General features: G+C 60.7%; 14 protein-coding genes. 11 read left to right on the forward strand and 3 right to left on the reverse strand.

Features of this window, described 5'->3' with window-relative positions:
* The first annotated feature begins 22 nt into the window (after window positions 1-22).
* Genes atpF through Q0I65_RS06265 form a run of 6 tightly spaced genes read left to right on the forward strand, consistent with a single transcriptional unit; the run spans window position 23 to window position 5,605 of the window.
* Window positions 23-634 (forward strand): F0F1 ATP synthase subunit B, encoded by a 612-nt coding sequence (gene atpF / locus Q0I65_RS06240; protein WP_296061266.1) that lies wholly within the window; start codon window positions 23-25, stop codon window positions 632-634.
* Window positions 627-1,205, forward strand: coding sequence for an ATP synthase F1 subunit delta (gene atpH, locus Q0I65_RS06245; RefSeq protein WP_158049782.1), 579 nt, complete (start codon window positions 627-629; stop codon window positions 1,203-1,205). The genes atpF and atpH overlap by 8 nt, the downstream gene beginning before the upstream one ends.
* Complete coding sequence (gene atpA, locus Q0I65_RS06250; protein WP_296061269.1) at window positions 1,199-2,770, forward strand: F0F1 ATP synthase subunit alpha; 1,572 nt, start codon at window positions 1,199-1,201, stop codon at window positions 2,768-2,770. The genes atpH and atpA overlap by 7 nt, the downstream gene beginning before the upstream one ends.
* A gap of 12 nt (window positions 2,771-2,782) precedes the next feature.
* The gene (gene atpG, locus Q0I65_RS06255) at window positions 2,783-3,721 is read left to right on the forward strand and encodes an ATP synthase F1 subunit gamma (protein WP_296061271.1); all 939 of its coding nucleotides are present in this window, start codon (window positions 2,783-2,785) and stop codon (window positions 3,719-3,721) included.
* 2 nt (window positions 3,722-3,723) lie between these two features.
* Window positions 3,724-5,181 carry a F0F1 ATP synthase subunit beta gene (gene atpD / locus Q0I65_RS06260; RefSeq protein ID WP_296061274.1) on the forward strand — a complete coding sequence of 486 codons (1,458 nt, stop codon included), beginning with the start codon at window positions 3,724-3,726 and terminating at the stop codon, window positions 5,179-5,181.
* The gene (locus Q0I65_RS06265; RefSeq protein ID WP_296061277.1) at window positions 5,174-5,605 is read left to right on the forward strand and encodes a F0F1 ATP synthase subunit epsilon; all 432 of its coding nucleotides are present in this window, start codon (window positions 5,174-5,176) and stop codon (window positions 5,603-5,605) included. The genes atpD and Q0I65_RS06265 overlap by 8 nt, the downstream gene beginning before the upstream one ends.
* A gap of 68 nt (window positions 5,606-5,673) precedes the next feature.
* Here the strand turns inward: Q0I65_RS06265 and Q0I65_RS06270 are convergent, their stop codons facing one another.
* Entirely contained in the window at window positions 5,674-6,804 is a 1,131-nt protein-coding gene (locus Q0I65_RS06270) for a GTP-binding protein (RefSeq protein ID WP_296061279.1), read from the reverse strand.
* A 279-nt stretch (window positions 6,805-7,083) separates the two neighbouring features.
* On the opposite strand from Q0I65_RS06270, the gene Q0I65_RS06275 reads away from it, so the two are divergent.
* The 3 genes from Q0I65_RS06275 to Q0I65_RS06285 all read left to right on the forward strand — a co-directional run bounded on the left by Q0I65_RS06275 (window position 7,084) and on the right by Q0I65_RS06285 (window position 10,348).
* Entirely contained in the window at window positions 7,084-9,468 is a 2,385-nt protein-coding gene (locus Q0I65_RS06275) for a UvrD-helicase domain-containing protein (protein WP_296061281.1), read from the forward strand.
* A gap of 225 nt (window positions 9,469-9,693) precedes the next feature.
* The gene (locus Q0I65_RS06280; RefSeq protein ID WP_296061283.1) at window positions 9,694-9,936 is read left to right on the forward strand and encodes an antitoxin; all 243 of its coding nucleotides are present in this window, start codon (window positions 9,694-9,696) and stop codon (window positions 9,934-9,936) included.
* A complete protein-coding gene (locus Q0I65_RS06285; RefSeq protein WP_296061284.1) occupies window positions 9,890-10,348 on the forward strand; it encodes a type II toxin-antitoxin system VapC family toxin in 459 nt (152 codons plus the stop codon). Before Q0I65_RS06280 ends, Q0I65_RS06285 begins: the two co-directional genes overlap by 47 nt.
* A 36-nt stretch (window positions 10,349-10,384) precedes the next feature.
* On the opposite strand, the gene sdaAA is transcribed toward Q0I65_RS06285, so the two are convergent.
* Entirely contained in the window at window positions 10,385-12,016 is a 1,632-nt protein-coding gene (sdaAA, locus tag Q0I65_RS06290) for an L-serine ammonia-lyase, iron-sulfur-dependent, subunit alpha (RefSeq protein WP_296061286.1), read from the reverse strand.
* 441 nt (window positions 12,017-12,457) lie between these two features.
* Here sdaAA and Q0I65_RS06295 point away from each other — a divergent pair, with 441 nt between their 5' ends.
* Entirely contained in the window at window positions 12,458-13,396 is a 939-nt protein-coding gene (locus Q0I65_RS06295; protein WP_296061288.1) for a manganese-dependent inorganic pyrophosphatase, read from the forward strand.
* Window positions 13,397-13,616: 220 nt separating this feature from the next.
* Here Q0I65_RS06295 and Q0I65_RS06300 read toward each other — a convergent pair whose 3' ends face one another.
* On the reverse strand, window positions 13,617-14,489 hold the full coding sequence (locus Q0I65_RS06300) for a LysR family transcriptional regulator (protein WP_296061292.1): 873 nt from the start codon (window positions 14,487-14,489) through the stop codon (window positions 13,617-13,619).
* Window positions 14,490-14,612: 123 nt separating this feature from the next.
* Between Q0I65_RS06300 and Q0I65_RS06305 the strand changes: the two genes are divergently transcribed.
* Window positions 14,613-14,993, forward strand: coding sequence for a hypothetical protein (locus Q0I65_RS06305; protein WP_296061296.1), 381 nt, complete (start codon window positions 14,613-14,615; stop codon window positions 14,991-14,993).
* The last annotated feature ends 49 nt before the right edge of the window (window positions 14,994-15,042 follow it).

Here is a 15,042-nt window from a genome sequence, read left to right on the forward strand (position 1 = left end):
CGCTGAGAGAGAAGGTGGATGAGTGAAAGCAAAACTGAAGACGAAGTTGGCAAAGGCCGGTGTCGCAGCTGCATCTGCAGCAAGCCTTGCATGTGCTTTCCCCACCCTCGCGTTCGCCTCTGAGGAGAAAGAAGGCATCGCGGTGCTCATTCCCGATATGAATGAGTTCATTCCGATGCTCGTTGCCTTCATCATCATTCTCATCGTGCTGGCCAAGTTCGGTTGGCCCGTGGTTGACAACATCATCACGAAGCGCGAGAGCACCATCAAGGAAGCCCTTAAGAAGTCTGAGGAAGCCCAGGTAGAAGCCGAGCGCACGCTTGCCGAGTACAAGCGCCAGCTCGAGGAAGCCAAGGCTCAGTCCGCGAAGATCATCGCGGATGCGAAGGCTACGGGCGAGGCTGTCAAGGCCGACATCACCAACAAGGCCCAGGCTGAGTCTGCCCAGATGATCGAAAAGGCTCGCGGTGCGATCGAGGCCGAGAAGAAGGCCGCTGTCGCCGAGCTGCAGGGTTCTATCGCCGATCTGTCCGTCGACGTGGCTTCTCGCCTTGTCGGCCACGACCTGAACGACGATGAGCACCGCAAGATCATCGAGCATTACGTGACCGAGGCGGGCAGTTTCAATGCCTAATAACCGCCTCATCACCAAAGAGAAGATCGCCGCGTACGCATCGGTACTCCTCGATGCCGCGAACACTTCCGGCGGCCAAGACGCTGTTCTCGAAGTGCGCGAACAGGCGGAGAAGATCGTCTCCGTGATGCGGACGAATGTCGATCTTTCAGGCGCTCTGGAAGACGCGGCGTACACGCCCGAACAGAGGGCCCAGATTGCACGTGCGGCTTTTGCGCAGTGCAACCCTGCTTTCACCGAGGTTCTGGCCGTCATGGCAGAGCGCGGTGAGATCAAGTTGCTCCCGCAGGTCCGTGCAAGCTACGAAAACCAGGTGGAAACCAAGCTCAACCTGTGCATCCTCGATGTGACCACGGTTGTTGAGCTCGATGACCATCTGCGCGACATCATCAAGCAAAAAGCCGAATCCGAGCTGGGCATGAAGGTCGTTCTTCGCGAGCGCATCGACAAGTCCATCTTGGGCGGCATCATCATGAGCGCGGGCGACAAGCGCATTGACGCGAGCGTGGCTAGCCAGCTCAACAATGCGCGCATCGTGCTGAAGAAGAAAACAGATGGAGGTGAATGCTAGTGACTGAAATTACCGCACAGTCCATTGACGAAGCGCTGCGTAAGCAGTTGGCCTCCCTTGAAGTGAGCGTTGATTCCCGCGAGGTCGGTACCGTCATCCAGGTCGGCGACGGCATCGCTCGTGTTGACGGTCTGAAGAACGCGATGGCTGGCGAGCTTCTCGAGTTCGTCGGATCCAACGGTAAGACCGTGTTCGGCTTGGCCCAGAACCTCGAAGAGGATGAGGTCGGCGCCGTTCTTCTCGGTGACGTCACCGCAATCAAGGAAAATGATCAGGTCCGCACCACGGGCCGCATCATGGAGGTTCCGTCCGGCAAAGGCCTGCTCGGCCGCGTCGTGAACCCGCTCGGCATGCCGATTGACGGCAAGGGCGAGATCGAGGCCGAAGGCACCCGCCCGGTCGAGTTCAAGGCCCCTGGCGTTATCAGCCGTAAGCCTGTTCACGAGCCGATGCAGACCGGCATCATGGCTATCGACTCCATGATCCCTATCGGACGTGGCCAGCGCGAGCTTATCATTGGCGACCGCCAGACCGGTAAGACCGCTATCGCCATCGACGCCATCATCAACCAAAAAGACGAAGACATGATCTGCATCTATGTTGCGATCGGTCAGAAGGCTTCTACGGTTGCCGGCGTTATGGAGACCCTCGAGCGTTACGACGCCATGAAGTACACGATCATCGTGTCTGCAACGGCTGCTGATTCCGCTCCGCTGCAGTACATCGCGCCTATGGCCGGTGCTGCAATGGGCGAGTACTTCGTCTACAACGGCGAAGACGGCAAGCCCGCAGGCCCGGAGAACCCGGGACGCCATGTGCTCATCATCTACGATGACTTGTCCAAGCAGGCGGTGGCCTACCGACAGATGTCGCTGACCCTTCGTCGCCCGCCGGGACGCGAAGCATATCCTGGCGACATCTTCTACCTGCATTCTCGCCTGCTCGAACGTGCAGTCAAGATGTCCGACGAGTACGGCCGCGGCTCCATGACGGCTCTGCCGATCATCGAGACCCAGGCTGGCGACGTCTCCGCTTACATTCCGACCAACGTGATTTCCATTACCGACGGCCAGATCTTCTTGTCCACGGACCTGTTCTTCCAGGGCCAGCGACCGGCAGTCAACGTTGGTATCTCGGTTTCCCGCGTTGGCGGCTCCGCTCAGACCAAGGCTATGAAGTCCGTCGCAGGCACCCTGCGCCTCGACTTGGCCGCTTACCGCGAGCTGCAGGCGTTCACGCAGTTCGGCAGCGACCTCGACAAGGCGACCCAGGATCAGCTGAACCGCGGCGCTCACATGACCGAGCTTCTGAAGCAGGGTCGTTACGTCCCGATGCCCTTCTATGATCAGGCTATCGCCATCTATGCTGGCGGTAACGGCTACCTCGACGATATCCCGGTTGCCGATGTTGTTCGCTTCCGTGGTGAGCTCATCGAGTACCTGCATGCGTCTAAGCCTGCCATCGTTGAGAGCGTCAAGACCGAGAAGAAGTTCACCGACGAGACCAAGACCGAGCTGAATGCCGCTATCGAGGCGTTCAAGACCCAGTTTTCGCCTTCGGTGTAAGGTAGGTATCATATGCCCAACCTTCACGACATAGAAAGGCGAATCAACTCCGTCACCTCGACGAAGCAGATTACGCGCACGATGGAGATGGTCGCGGCGGCGAAGATCCGTCGCGCCACCGACCGTGTGTTCAATGCGCTTCCTTGGGCTAACTGCATCTCCGACATGCTGATCAGCACGGCGAAATACGCCCCGCTCGATTCCGAGCCTCTGCTGATCACGCATGACGAGGTGAAGCGTGCCGTCGTCGTTGTGGTCACGTCGGATCGTGGGCTTGCAGGCGGTTTCAACAGCAACGTGCTCCGCGAAGCCGAGAAGCTTATCAAGGCGAAGGAAAAGCAGGGCATCGAGGTTGAGGTTATCGCTTGCGGCAAGAAGGCCATCGGCTATTTCAACTACCGTGGTGTCAAACCGATTTTCGAGTTCCGCGATCTGTCCGCAGATCCTACTTACGAAGAGGCTGCAGAGATTTCGGCCTACATCGGCGAAGGCTACAACCATGGCTACGAGAACGGGCAGATTGACGAGGTTACCCTCGTGTTCAATCATGCCAAGAACGGTGCCGAGCAGACGCTCGTCGTGCAGCAGGTTCTGCCGATCAACATGATGAGCTTCGCCGAGGTACTTGGTTTGGAGCCGAAGGAAGAGGATGTCCTCGAGCCTTATCGCGATGGGGAGAAGAAGATTCCCGGCGATGTGGACTTCGAGCCCGATGCTGCAACCGTTATGCACCAGCTCATGGTGGCGTACCTGCGCAACACGTTCTACTACGCGCTGATTGATTCAGCCGCAGCAGAGCAGGGCGCTCGTCGTACGGCTATGAAGTCGGCGACCGACAACGCTACTGAGATGGCCGAAACGTTGACCAGACTGTACAACCGCGTCCGTCAGGGCGCCATTACGACCGAGATTTCGGAAATCGTCGGTGGCGCAGCGGCTTTGGAGGATTAAATATGAGTGAACATTTGCTTACAAGAGAGGAGCTCGAGGCCAGCAAGGGCGCTACCGGCCGCATTGTGCGTATCGTCGGTCCTGTTGTCGACGTGGAATTCCCCGCGGAATCCATGCCGGGAATCTACAACGCTCTTACGGTTGACGCGAAGACGCTCGCGGGCGACATGCATGTCGTTCTCGAAGTCGAAACGCATCTCCCTGGCAACCTCGTCCGCTCCGTCGCTATGAGCTCGACTGACGGTCTGGTTCGTGGCCTCGAGGTGCTCGACACCGGTCATCCGATCATGATGCCGGTTGGCAACGAGACCCTCGGCCGCATCTGGAACGTCATGGGCGAGCCTGTTGACGAGAAGCCGATGCCCGATGTGACCGGCTACATGCCGATTCACCGCCCGGCCCCCGATTACGATCAGCTGTCCACCAAGACGGAGATCTTCGAGACCGGCATCAAGGCCATCGACCTCATCGAGCCGTTCATCAAGGGCGGCAAGACCGGCCTGTTCGGCGGCGCAGGCGTCGGCAAGACCGTTATCATCCAGGAGCTCATCAACAACCTCGCTCAGGAGCACGGCGGCACGTCCGTGTTCACCGGCGTAGGCGAGCGTACCCGTGAGGGTACCGACCTGTTCCTCGAGATGAGCGACTCCGGCGTTATCAACAAGACCTGCTTGGTTTACGGTCAGATGAATGAGCCGCCGGGAGCGCGTCTGCGCGTCGGCCTCGCTGGCCTGACCGAAGCCGAGTACTTCCGTGATCAGGGCCAGGACGTGCTTCTGTTCGTGGACAACATCTTCCGCTTCACCCAGGCTGGTTCCGAGGTGTCCGCACTTCTCGGCCGTATGCCTTCCGCTGTAGGCTATCAGCCGACGCTGGCTACCGAGATGGGCGACCTCCAGGAGCGCATTACCTCGACCGCAACCGGTTCCATCACCTCGGTGCAGGCCGTCTACGTTCCTGCTGACGACTTGACCGACCCGGCTCCGGCCACCACGTTCACGCACCTCGATGCGAAGACGGTTCTTTCCCGTTCCATCGCTGAGCTCGGCATCTATCCGGCCGTCGACCCGCTGGAGTCCACCTCCCGCGCACTCGACCCGCAGATCGTCGGCGAGGAGCACTACCGCGTGGCTGTCGGCATCCAGGAGCTCCTGCAGAACTACAAGGACCTCCAGGACATCATCGCCATCCTTGGTATGGACGAGCTTTCCGAAGAGCAGAAGCTGATCGTGAACCGTGCCCGTAAGGCGCAGCAGTTCTTCGGCCAGTGCTTCCATGTGGCCAAGCAGTTCACCGGCCTCGACGGCAAGTACGTCAAGCTCGAGGACACCATCCGTTCGTTCGGTGATATCCTCGACGGCAAGTGCGATGAGATTCCTGAGCAGTTCTTCCGTCTGAAGGGCTCCATCGACGAGGTGTACGCTGCTTACAACGAGTCGAAGGAAAAAGCCAATGCCTAAATTCCGTTGCACGGTGGCTATTCCGACCCGCGAGTTGTTCCACGGCGAGATCGAGTACGCTCAGATCCCGGGCAGTGAGGGCGACCTCGGCGTTATGGCCGGCCATGAGATGTTCGTGTGCACCAACCGCCCTGGCGTGTTGACGCTGACGCTCGATGAGGCTGGCAAGGATAAGCGCTACTTTGTGACGTACGGCGGATTCGCCCAGGTGCTCGACAACAACCTGTCCGTCCTTGCTCGCATGGGCAAGGACGTCGACAGCATCGATGTCGAGGAACTCACCACTAAAGCGGCGAAGCTTCGTGAGGCTATCGCTCAGCTCGAGGGCAAGGGCGATGACCAATCGACGGCTCTGCTGGAAACGCACCGCACCAAGCTGGAGTGGTACGATCTTCAGCTCAAGGCTGTTGGTGCTGTGAAGTAGGCTTATCGCAGCCATCACTTGAAAAGAAAAGGCCGACTCCCGATGAGGGGGTCGGCCTTTTTGTTCGCTTACTTATGCCAATCGACGAGGCAGGAGTCGAGGCCGGCGATGAGGGCTTCCTTGTCCATATGACGTCCGATGAAGCAGATCTTGTTCATGCGGTCGCCCACTTCAGGATCCCAGTCTTCCATAATCTCGGGGTACTCGGTGATCGCCTGCTGGCGCTCATCCTCGGTGGCGGCGTCGACGAACATGCTGCTCTCGTCCATCGTCATCTGGCGGCCCGCCTGCTCGAAGACGTATGCCGTGTCCGGATGTTCGGTCACCCACATGATGCCCTTCGCGCGGATGATGCTCGTGGGCCACCCCTCCGCGTACTCGTTGAGTTTGTCGAGGTCAAATGGTTTGCGACGCTTGTAGATGAAGGTCTCGATGTCGTACTCGAGAACCTCAGGGTCGTCGTGCTCCTCGGGATGTTCCATCGCGTCTGCCCAGGCGGCGGAGTTGTAGGCCTTTTCGAAGTCGAAGCGGTTCGTGTCGAGAAGCTCACTCATGGGAACGTCGCCGCGCGTCGCCTCCACGATGACTGCTTCCTTCTGTAGGCTGCGAACGATTGCCTTCAGCTCATCCATTTGCTCGGGCGTCACCTTGTCGGCCTTGTTCAGGATGAGCGTCGAGCAGAACTCGATCTGTTGGATGAGCAGGCTCTCGATGTCGTCCTCGTCGATGTCTTCCTCTAACAGGTCGCGCCCGCCGTTGAACTCGTCGTACATGCGCGCGCAGTCCACAACGGCCACGATGTTGTCCAAATCGAGCGGTGCGTGTCCCTCGTTTTTCGTCTGATCGCAGAAGTCGGAGATGATGTAGGCAATGGGAATCGGTTCGCAGATGCCCGATGCCTCGATGATGATGTAGTCGTACTTGCCCGCGTTCGCGATGTCGGTCAGCTGGTTTGCCAGGTCATCGGAAAGCGTGCAGCACAGACATCCATTCGTGAGTGGAATGAGGTCGCCATCCATCTCGGAGAACCCGTTCGAATCGATCAGCGCTGCGTCGACGTTCACCTCGCCGATGTCGTTCACGATGACCGCGGCGCGGATGCCTTCCTCGTTTGCGAGGATGTGGTTCAAAAGGGTGGTCTTGCCTGCTCCGAGGTATCCAGTGAGCAGGATGATTTTAATCGGCTTCTCTTCTTCCATGAAGCGCTCCTTTGCAGTCGGCTCGTTTGCTTCAGTTTGCTGCCGACTACTTTACTCCAAAGGCACACTTCGCGCGGTCATCTCCATGTGAAACCGCCCGTAATCGAACAAAAGCTGTGGCTTTCGCGCAGCGCCTGCCGTATGCGGGACGGGCCTTGTCGGCTGCGATACAATGCAGGGACGAAACATGAATCGATGCCGGCCGCGCGAGGCTTTTCTTGCGCGGCCGCGTTGCGCATCCGCGCATTTCCCGTTCGCAGTATGCAGGAGAAGATACCTATGCCCGTAGACATCGCCACGTTAAACGGCCCGCAGGCCGAAGCTGTCCAGTGCACGGAAGGCCCGCTTTTGGTACTGGCGGGCGCAGGCTCGGGCAAGACGCGCGTACTTACCTACCGAATCGCCCATCTCGTGGAAGACCTGGATGTGGCGCCGTGGGAAATTCTTGCGATCACCTTCACCAACAAAGCTGCTGCCGAAATGCGCGAGCGCCTTCAGGGCATCATCGGGCCGCGGTGCCGCGGCATGTGGGTCTCCACCTTCCACAGCATGTGCGTGCGCATGTTGCGCGCCGACGCCGAGCGTCTCGGCTTCTCGAAGAGCTTCACCATCTACGACACCGACGACCAGAAGCGCCTGTACAAGGAAATCATGGCAGAGCTCGACATCGACCCGAAGCGCTTTCCCATAAACGCCCTCATGGGGCGCATCTCCCAGGCGAAAAACGAGCTCATCGTGCCGGGCGATTTCGAGAAGCAGGCGATCGACCCGGTGGGAAAGGTGGCCGCTCGCATCTACACACGCCTGCAGGAGCGCTTGCGTGCTGCGAACGCCTTCGACTTCGACGATCTGCTCGTGTATGCGTATCTGCTGCTGAAGAACCATCCCGATGTGCTCGAGGCCTATCAGGAGCGCTTCCGCTACATCATGGTGGACGAATATCAGGACACTAACCATGCGCAGTACGCGATCACGGGGCTTTTGGCGCAGAAGTACAAAAACATCATGGTCGTGGGCGACGACGACCAGTCCATTTACTCGTGGCGCGGTGCCGACATTCGCAACATCCTCGAGTTCGAGCAGGATTATCCCAACTGCCACACGGTGAAGCTTGAGCAGAACTACCGCAGCGTGGGCAACGTGCTCGCCGCTGCGAACGCCGTCATCGCGAACAACCAGCATCGCAAGGCGAAAAAGCTCTTCACCTCCGCCGAGGACGGCGAGAAAATCCACGTCTATATGGCGACTGACGAGCGCGATGAGGGCCGTTGGATCGCGGGCGAGATCGAGAAGCGCCGCTCGGCTGGCATGTCGTACAACCAGATCGCCGTTTTCTACCGCACGAACGCGCAGTCGCGCATGCTTGAAGATATGCTTTTGCGCGCGGGCGTGCCCTACCGCATCGTCGGCGGCACGAAGTTCTTCGATCGCGCGGAGATTCGCGACGTCATGGCATACCTCACGCTGGTCGTGAACCCCGCCGACGACATTGCCGCAAAGCGCGTCATCAATGTGCCGCGCCGCGGAATCGGCAAGACCACCATCGAGCGCATCGAGCAGTTCGCCCGCGAGATGGGCATGACGTTCATGCAAGGCGCCGAGCTCGTCGTTCTCGATCCCGAGCTGCGCGCCTCGACCCGTCGCGCGGTGGGGGAGTTCGTGGAGCTTATCAAGGAGGCTCAGGAGTATTCGGGCGAGCTGCGCCGCGTGGTGGAGATGATCGTCGATCGCGCGGGACTCATCTCTGCGCTCACCAACGAGAACACCGACGAGGCGCGCGGGCGCATCGAGAACATCCAGGAGTTCATGGGCGTTGTCGACGAGTTCTCGCAGACGCATGAGGAGGACGACGCTGAGTTTGCGGCGCCGACGGAGGGGGATGCGGTTGCCGGCGACGCGGAGCCCGTGCGCGTGCTCCGTGGGGATTCCCTCGCCGACTTCATCGAGTGGGTCCGCCTGCGCACCGATTTGGACACCATGGGGGAGGACGGCAAGGCAGTCACGCTCATGACCGTGCACTCCTCAAAGGGTCTCGAGTTCGATTGCGTATTCACGGCGGGCATGGAGGAGACCCTTTTCCCGCACATGAACAGCGTGAACGACGCTGCGGGAATTGAGGAGGAGCGCAGGCTTGCCTACGTTGCGATCACCCGTGCGCGAAAGGTGCTCTACCTCACGTGCGCGCAGCAGCGCCAGATTTTCGGCCAGACGTCGGCGAACCCGGTATCGCGCTTCATCCACGAGATTCCCGCCGAGCTGCGCCAAACGTCGGGATTGGGCTCTGCGGGCTTTTCCGGCACCGGCTGGGAGAAGCGCGGCAGCCGCCGAGGCATCGCGGGAAGCGGTACGGAGGCGGGTGGCGGCCGCGTGTTTGGGCGCTCGAGCGCGTCGGGAAGCGCAGGCCGTGGCGACCGCGATCGCGCAGGCCGAAGCGGGCATACGGGGTTGAGCGCTCACGGTTCGGGCAGCTACGTGAACCCGAAGGCGGGGAAGAAGGAAGCGGCGGGCGTCGCCTTCTCCGTCGGCGACGCGGTCGACCACAAGACATTCGGCCGCGGCAAGGTTGTGAAGGTCGACGGCGACACGCTCCACATCCGCTTCGCGAAAACCGGCCAGACGAAGAAGCTTCTGAAGGACTACGCCCCCATCGTGAAGATCGGCTAGTGCAGGCGAGGGGCTGCAAGGGAAGGCTCATCTCCCTGGCAGCCTCTTTGCTCAAGGGGGCGATGTGCCATCGAGCACGGGCTTTCGGTTCGACTGCCGCTTTCCTTTAGCTTTAATGCTTCTTGACCGCATGGCTGCCAAGAAGACTCGACCCTGTCTCTCCTTGCGAACAAGTAGAGATACAAGTATACTTGGTTCTATACTTGTTGTTGTAAGGAGGGTGCGATGCCCCAGCTGTCCTTGTATCTCGATGACGAAACAATGGAATCTTTGCGTGATGGTGCAGGTCGCGAGCGTGTTTCGCTGTCCCAATACGCTCGCTGTCTTATTCAAAACCGGGCGGAATCGGCGTGGCCTGCGGGCTTTTGGGAAACATACGGCGCACTTGATGATCCGACGTTCGTCGAGCCGCTTGAGCTGGATGCTTCGTTGGACGATTCCATTTCGTTCGATTCTCCGTTTGAGTAGGCGGTGCGTTGTGTACTTTCTCGACTCTTGCGTTTGCATTGAATTCATGCGCGGACGGATGCCTTACCTGTACAACCTTTTGCGAAGAAGCGATCCGCGCCTGTTCAAAGTGCCTTCTGTTGTGGAGGCGGAGCTTTTGCTCGGAGCAGAGAAAAGCGCTCGCATGGAAGAGAATCGCTTGCTTGTCGAGCAGTTTCTTCTTCCCTTCGAAGTCGTTTCCTTCGACTCCGGAGCTGCGCGGGAATACGCGACCATTCGTGCGCAACTGGAATCAAAAGGGCAGCTCATCGGCCCGAACGATATGCTCATTGCCGCTACAGCGCGCTCGCGCAACGCCACGCTGGTGACGCGTAATGCAAGGGAGTTCAAGCGCGTGCCAGGGCTGAAGCTGGAAGAGTGGGCCGAGGAGTAGGGTGGTTTTCCAAATCTGGCTTCGGTGGGATGCCCTCTAGCCCCTGTTCAGGCAGCTTTCGCAGTAGGCGCAGGCGGCGGGGGTGGCGGCGAGGCCCCCGAGGGCGCTTTCACGCAGCTCGAAGGGGAGGCTCTTGCCCACAGCGAACATCGCATCGACCGTCTGGTCGAAGTCGACGAGGTTCCCGATACCCGCAAGGGCGATCTCCGCACTCACGAGCGCAACGGCGGCACCTGCCGCGTTTCGCTTCTGGCAGGGCACTTCCACCAGTCCCGCCACGGGGTCGCAGACGAGCCCCATCAGGCTGGTGAGTGCGTTCGCGGCAGCGTTCAGGCACTGCGCGGGCGTGCCCCCGGCAAGCTCGCAGGTTGCCGCAGCGGCCATGGCGCATGCGGCGCCCACCTCCGCCTGGCAGCCGCCCTCGGCGCCCGACACGGTGGCGTTTCTCGTGATGAGGTATCCCACGGCGGCCGCGCAGGAAAGCCCGCGAGCCAGGTCTTCATCGGTGAATCCGCGCTCTTCTCCGAGTGCCATGAGCACACCGGGGACGACGCCCGCACTGCCCGCAGTGGGCGCGGCGACGATGCGGCCCATCGACGCGTTCGTCTCAAGGACGGCCATCGCGTAGGTCGCCGCCTTCGCCGTCAAATCGCCGCAGACGCTTCTCCCGGACGCATGGAGCGCGCGCATCCGTTGCGCCTCGCTGCCCAAAAGGCCGCCCATGGACTCGGCCGGTTCTTCGATCGGCCGCAGCGTTGAGGCGCGCATTGCGCTAAGCGCGCGCTTGAGGTACTCCTGCGTGTCGGCGGCGCACCCCTGCGACGCGCACAGGGCCTCTTCTCGGGCGCAGAATGCTTGCGAGATGGTCGATTCATGAGCATCGCACCAGTTCAAGAGCTCTTTCCCGCTTGCAAAATCGAGCGCTTCGAAGTTTATGAGCGCCTGCCCCTCGTCGATGTTGTCGCCTTTCGCGCTTTCACCCTCGGAAGCTGTGCTGTCGGCGGGAATCACGCGCACGTCGAAGATGCCGGGGTGCTCGGCGATCGCGCGGCGCACCTTGTCGCTCACCCGCTGGTCGCACTCGAGCACGGTGTAGGCTACCTGGCCGCGCCTTTCGCGGAACATGCGCGTCGTCGCGATGTTTACACCTTCATCCGATAGGCACCTTGCGATATGGGCGAGCACGCCCGCTTCGTCTCGCTGTCGTACGACGACGCTCGTGTGCTCGCCGGTGATATGCACGTCGATGCCGTCGAGGCGGGTGATCACGGCCGCGCCGCCGCCGATGCTCTCGCCGCGCACGCAAACCGTGCAGCCCGCCTCGTCAGTCACGGTGACGTCGATCGTGTTGGGGTGCGCGAAATCGTCGGCCTGGGGGTCGGGGGTGAAGGAGAAGACGAGCCCCTTTGCGGAGGCCCAGCGGAAGGAGTCGCGAACGCGCAGGTCATCAGCGGCAAACCCAAGCATGCCCGCGACGAGGGCCTTATCGGTGCCGTGGCCTTGGTAGGTGTGTGCGAACGACCCCAAGAGACGAAACTCCGCCTTTTGGGGAGCCGACCCGCAGAGGTTTCTCGCCATGAGCGCGATGCGCAGCGCCCCTGCCGTATGCGAGGAGGAGGGTCCGACCATGATCGGGCCGATGATGTCGCGAAGTCCAAGCGTTTTCATGGGAATGAGCTCCTGTTTCTCCTCGGTTTGATGTTGTCGCGTGCGTCTTGCGGAATGACGTGTGCGTTGCGTGCAGCGTGTGCAAAGCCGCCCGCGGCATGCGCAATGGCGTGAGCGTTGCGCGTGATGTGTCGCAACAAGCATCCTCAACTTCCGTTTCGAGATGCGCATCGCCGTGCCGATTCCATCAACACTATATATCAGTTGCGTTGGGGCAAAGGGGGTGGAAAGCGCGAGCTCGCAAGCGCAGAGGCTCCGCGACCTGCAATCCCTTTCACGCCGACACCTGGCGCGATTGCGTTTCCGAGCTCGCGCGATGCGGGGTGTGCGTTATACTGTTCGGGCATTTTCAACATCCCGCCGAGAGCGCTCAGGTTAGCTGCGCACCGCGACGAACGTTGCCGCTTTGAGCTGCGCGGCGGAGAAGCAAGGAGAGAGAACATGTCATCGATCATCGTCGTCGGTCACAAAAACCCTGATAACGACGCCATCAGCGCGGCTGTCGGGTATGCATACCTGAAAAACGAACTCGCGCGCCGCGCGGGCGAAGAGGCAGCATACGAGCCGGTGCGCCTGGGCCCGCTCCCCCCCGAGACCGAGTGGATCATGGGCGAGCGCGGCATCGAGCAGCCCCGGCTCATCGAGTCGGTTCCCGAGGGCGCTAAGGTAATCCTCGTCGATCACAACGAGTTGCTCCAGTCCGTGGACGGCCTTAACACCGACGACCTCGTTGAAGTTGTCGACCACCATCGCTTGGGCGGCCTTACCACCGCACAGCCGATTCGCGTGAACGTGAAGCCCGTCGGCTCCACCGCCGCCATCGTCGCGCGCGAGTTCGAAATCGAGGGCGTGGAGCTTCCCGAGTCCATCGCCGCGCTCCTGCTCGGCGCGATGCTTACCGACACCGTTATCATGAAGTCGCCCACCACGACCGATTTCGACCGCGACATGATTGCGCGCACGGCCAAGACCTTGGGCGTCGATCCCGTCGAATACGGAATGGACATCTTCAAGTGCCGCTCGAACCCTGCCGAGCTTCCTATCGACAAGCTGGTGAACGCCGATGCGAAGGAATTCGAACTCAAGAACGGCAACAAGGTCTACATCGGCCAGTTCGAGACCGTCGACCTGAAGGCGGTGCTCGGCCGCGAAGCTGAGATTCGCGAGGCCATCAAAGCGCTCGTCGCCGAAAAGGGTTACCAGTTCGTGCTGTTCTTCGCGACCGATATCCTCGCCGAGGGTTCGCAGTTCATCTGCGAGGGCGATACGCAGTTCGTCTCCGACGTGTTCGGCGTGAACTTGAACGACGGCGAAAGCGCCTGGATGCCCGGCGTGCTTTCCCGCAAGAAGCAGGTCGCGGCTCCCATTCTCGCTGCGTAAGAAGGCGCGTCCGCGAAGGTGGATGCTCGCTCTTTTAGCGACAAGGCCCCGATGTCTCGCGCAAATCCGCGCAGGCGTCGGGGCCTTGTGCGTGCGCGAGCGACTTTGACGATATTGGGGCTGTCCCTGCGGGGCGGCCGTTGCAGGGGCGATATTGCACAGGCATCTTAGCGCAAACCTGCGGGGCGGTCGCGCCAAGTCCCCGCCACACGTTCGGGCGCTATTCCTCCCAACGTTTCGCCACGTAGTCGAGCAGGAACTCGTAGAATCGCTGTGCTTCGGAATCCGGGGTGCAGCGGCTCGTCTTCGCAACGATGACATCGCGCGTGAACTCGGTTTCCCGCAGATGGACGAGGCGGCACGATGCGGGATCGAGGTCGCCCCAGCTGTGGTCGGGCCAAAATCCCACGCCAAGCCCGAGGCCGATCATCTTCTTCACGACGAGGGGATTGTCGCTTTCAAACGCGATATGCGGCGTGAAGGCGCGCCGCGTGCAGAAGGTGTCGCACACCTCGCGAAAGCGGCGCGAGCCGGCGAGCGCGATGAACCGCTCGCTTGCGAAGTCGGAAAGCGAGGCGGTTTCCCCAAGCGTGCTGCCTGCGGGAACGGCGATGCCGATGCGCTCGGAGAAAGGCGTCTTCTCGGTGGCGTTCTCCACGGTGCTCGAGCCGCGCGGCGTGACGGTTGTCACGATGACATCGCGATGCCGCTCGCGCTCGTCCTGCGTGATCTCGAACGAGACGTGCGGGTTGAGCTCGCTGTAGGCGGCGATGCCGTCAATGGCTACCCCGGATGCCGCATGGACGCCGACGCGGACCACACCCTGCTCGCCCTGTTGGAAAAGCTGCACGTCGCGCGTCACGTTCTCGAGGGTTTCCATCGCCGGCTTCACGCGGTCGCGAACGTAGGCGCCGGCGGGGGAGAGGCGGATGCCGCGCCCCGCACGCTCGAATAGGCTCACGCCGAGCTCCTGCTCGAGCCGGTGGATCGACTGAGAAAGCGCAGGCTGTGCGATGTGGAGCTGCTTGGCCGTGTTGGTCATGTGCTCGCTTTCGGCTACGGCGAGGAAGTATTTCAGCTGAAGCAGTTCCATGGGCATCCCAATTCAATAACGGATTACTTATCGGTTTCATCTTAAAGATATATTAGACATTATCAAGAAGACGCCTACTATAAGCAAAGATATAACGATGCTCGATTCGGGAGATGATTTTCCTTGGCGGAAGTGCTTGAAGCTGTCATGCTCATCTGTTTTGGCCTGTCGTGGCCGATGAATGCGTACAAGAACTACAAGGCGCGTACGGCGGCGGGAACGAGCTGGCAGTTCATCCTGCTCATCACGCTCGGCTATGTTGCCGGCATTGCCGCGAAGTTCGTGTCCGGCACGATCAACTGGGTGCTTGCCGTGTACTTCATCAATGTGGTGTGCATCGCGGTGAATTGGGCGGTGTACTTCCGCAATTGCAAGCTCGACGCGGAGCGCGGCATCATCGATGCTGCTGAGTCGCTCAAGGAGCGCCGTGCAAGCCGCGATCGTGCAGTGGCGGCTGCGGAAAACGGCTACATCGAAGGGGTTCGTGCAGCAGGCCGCCAATAACGAGGTGCCGAGGCCCTCTTCGGAGCGAGCGCACGCGCCCAAACCAACT

Source organism: uncultured Ellagibacter sp. (assembly GCF_934643285.1).
GTDB lineage: Bacteria > Actinomycetota > Coriobacteriia > Coriobacteriales > Eggerthellaceae > Ellagibacter.

Excerpts from the sequence above, each read along its gene's own strand:
- atpH (WP_158049782.1), top strand. The coding sequence starts at position 627 with ATGCCTAATAACCGCCTCATCACCAAAGAGAAGATCGCCGCGTACGCA.
- atpA (WP_296061269.1), top strand. The coding sequence starts at position 1,199 with ATGCTAGTGACTGAAATTACCGCACAGTCCATTGACGAAGCGCTGCGT.
- atpG (WP_296061271.1), top strand. The coding sequence starts at position 2,783 with ATGCCCAACCTTCACGACATAGAAAGGCGAATCAACTCCGTCACCTCG.
- atpD (WP_296061274.1), top strand. The coding sequence starts at position 3,724 with ATGAGTGAACATTTGCTTACAAGAGAGGAGCTCGAGGCCAGCAAGGGC.
- Q0I65_RS06265 (WP_296061277.1), top strand. The coding sequence starts at position 5,174 with ATGCCTAAATTCCGTTGCACGGTGGCTATTCCGACCCGCGAGTTGTTC.
- Q0I65_RS06270 (WP_296061279.1), bottom strand. The coding sequence starts at position 6,804 with ATGGAAGAAGAGAAGCCGATTAAAATCATCCTGCTCACTGGATACCTC.
- Q0I65_RS06275 (WP_296061281.1), top strand. The coding sequence starts at position 7,084 with ATGCCCGTAGACATCGCCACGTTAAACGGCCCGCAGGCCGAAGCTGTC.
- Q0I65_RS06280 (WP_296061283.1), top strand. The coding sequence starts at position 9,694 with ATGCCCCAGCTGTCCTTGTATCTCGATGACGAAACAATGGAATCTTTG.
- Q0I65_RS06285 (WP_296061284.1), top strand. The coding sequence starts at position 9,890 with ATGCTTCGTTGGACGATTCCATTTCGTTCGATTCTCCGTTTGAGTAGG.
- sdaAA (WP_296061286.1), bottom strand. The coding sequence starts at position 12,016 with ATGAAAACGCTTGGACTTCGCGACATCATCGGCCCGATCATGGTCGGA.
- Q0I65_RS06295 (WP_296061288.1), top strand. The coding sequence starts at position 12,458 with ATGTCATCGATCATCGTCGTCGGTCACAAAAACCCTGATAACGACGCC.
- Q0I65_RS06300 (WP_296061292.1), bottom strand. The coding sequence starts at position 14,489 with ATGGAACTGCTTCAGCTGAAATACTTCCTCGCCGTAGCCGAAAGCGAG.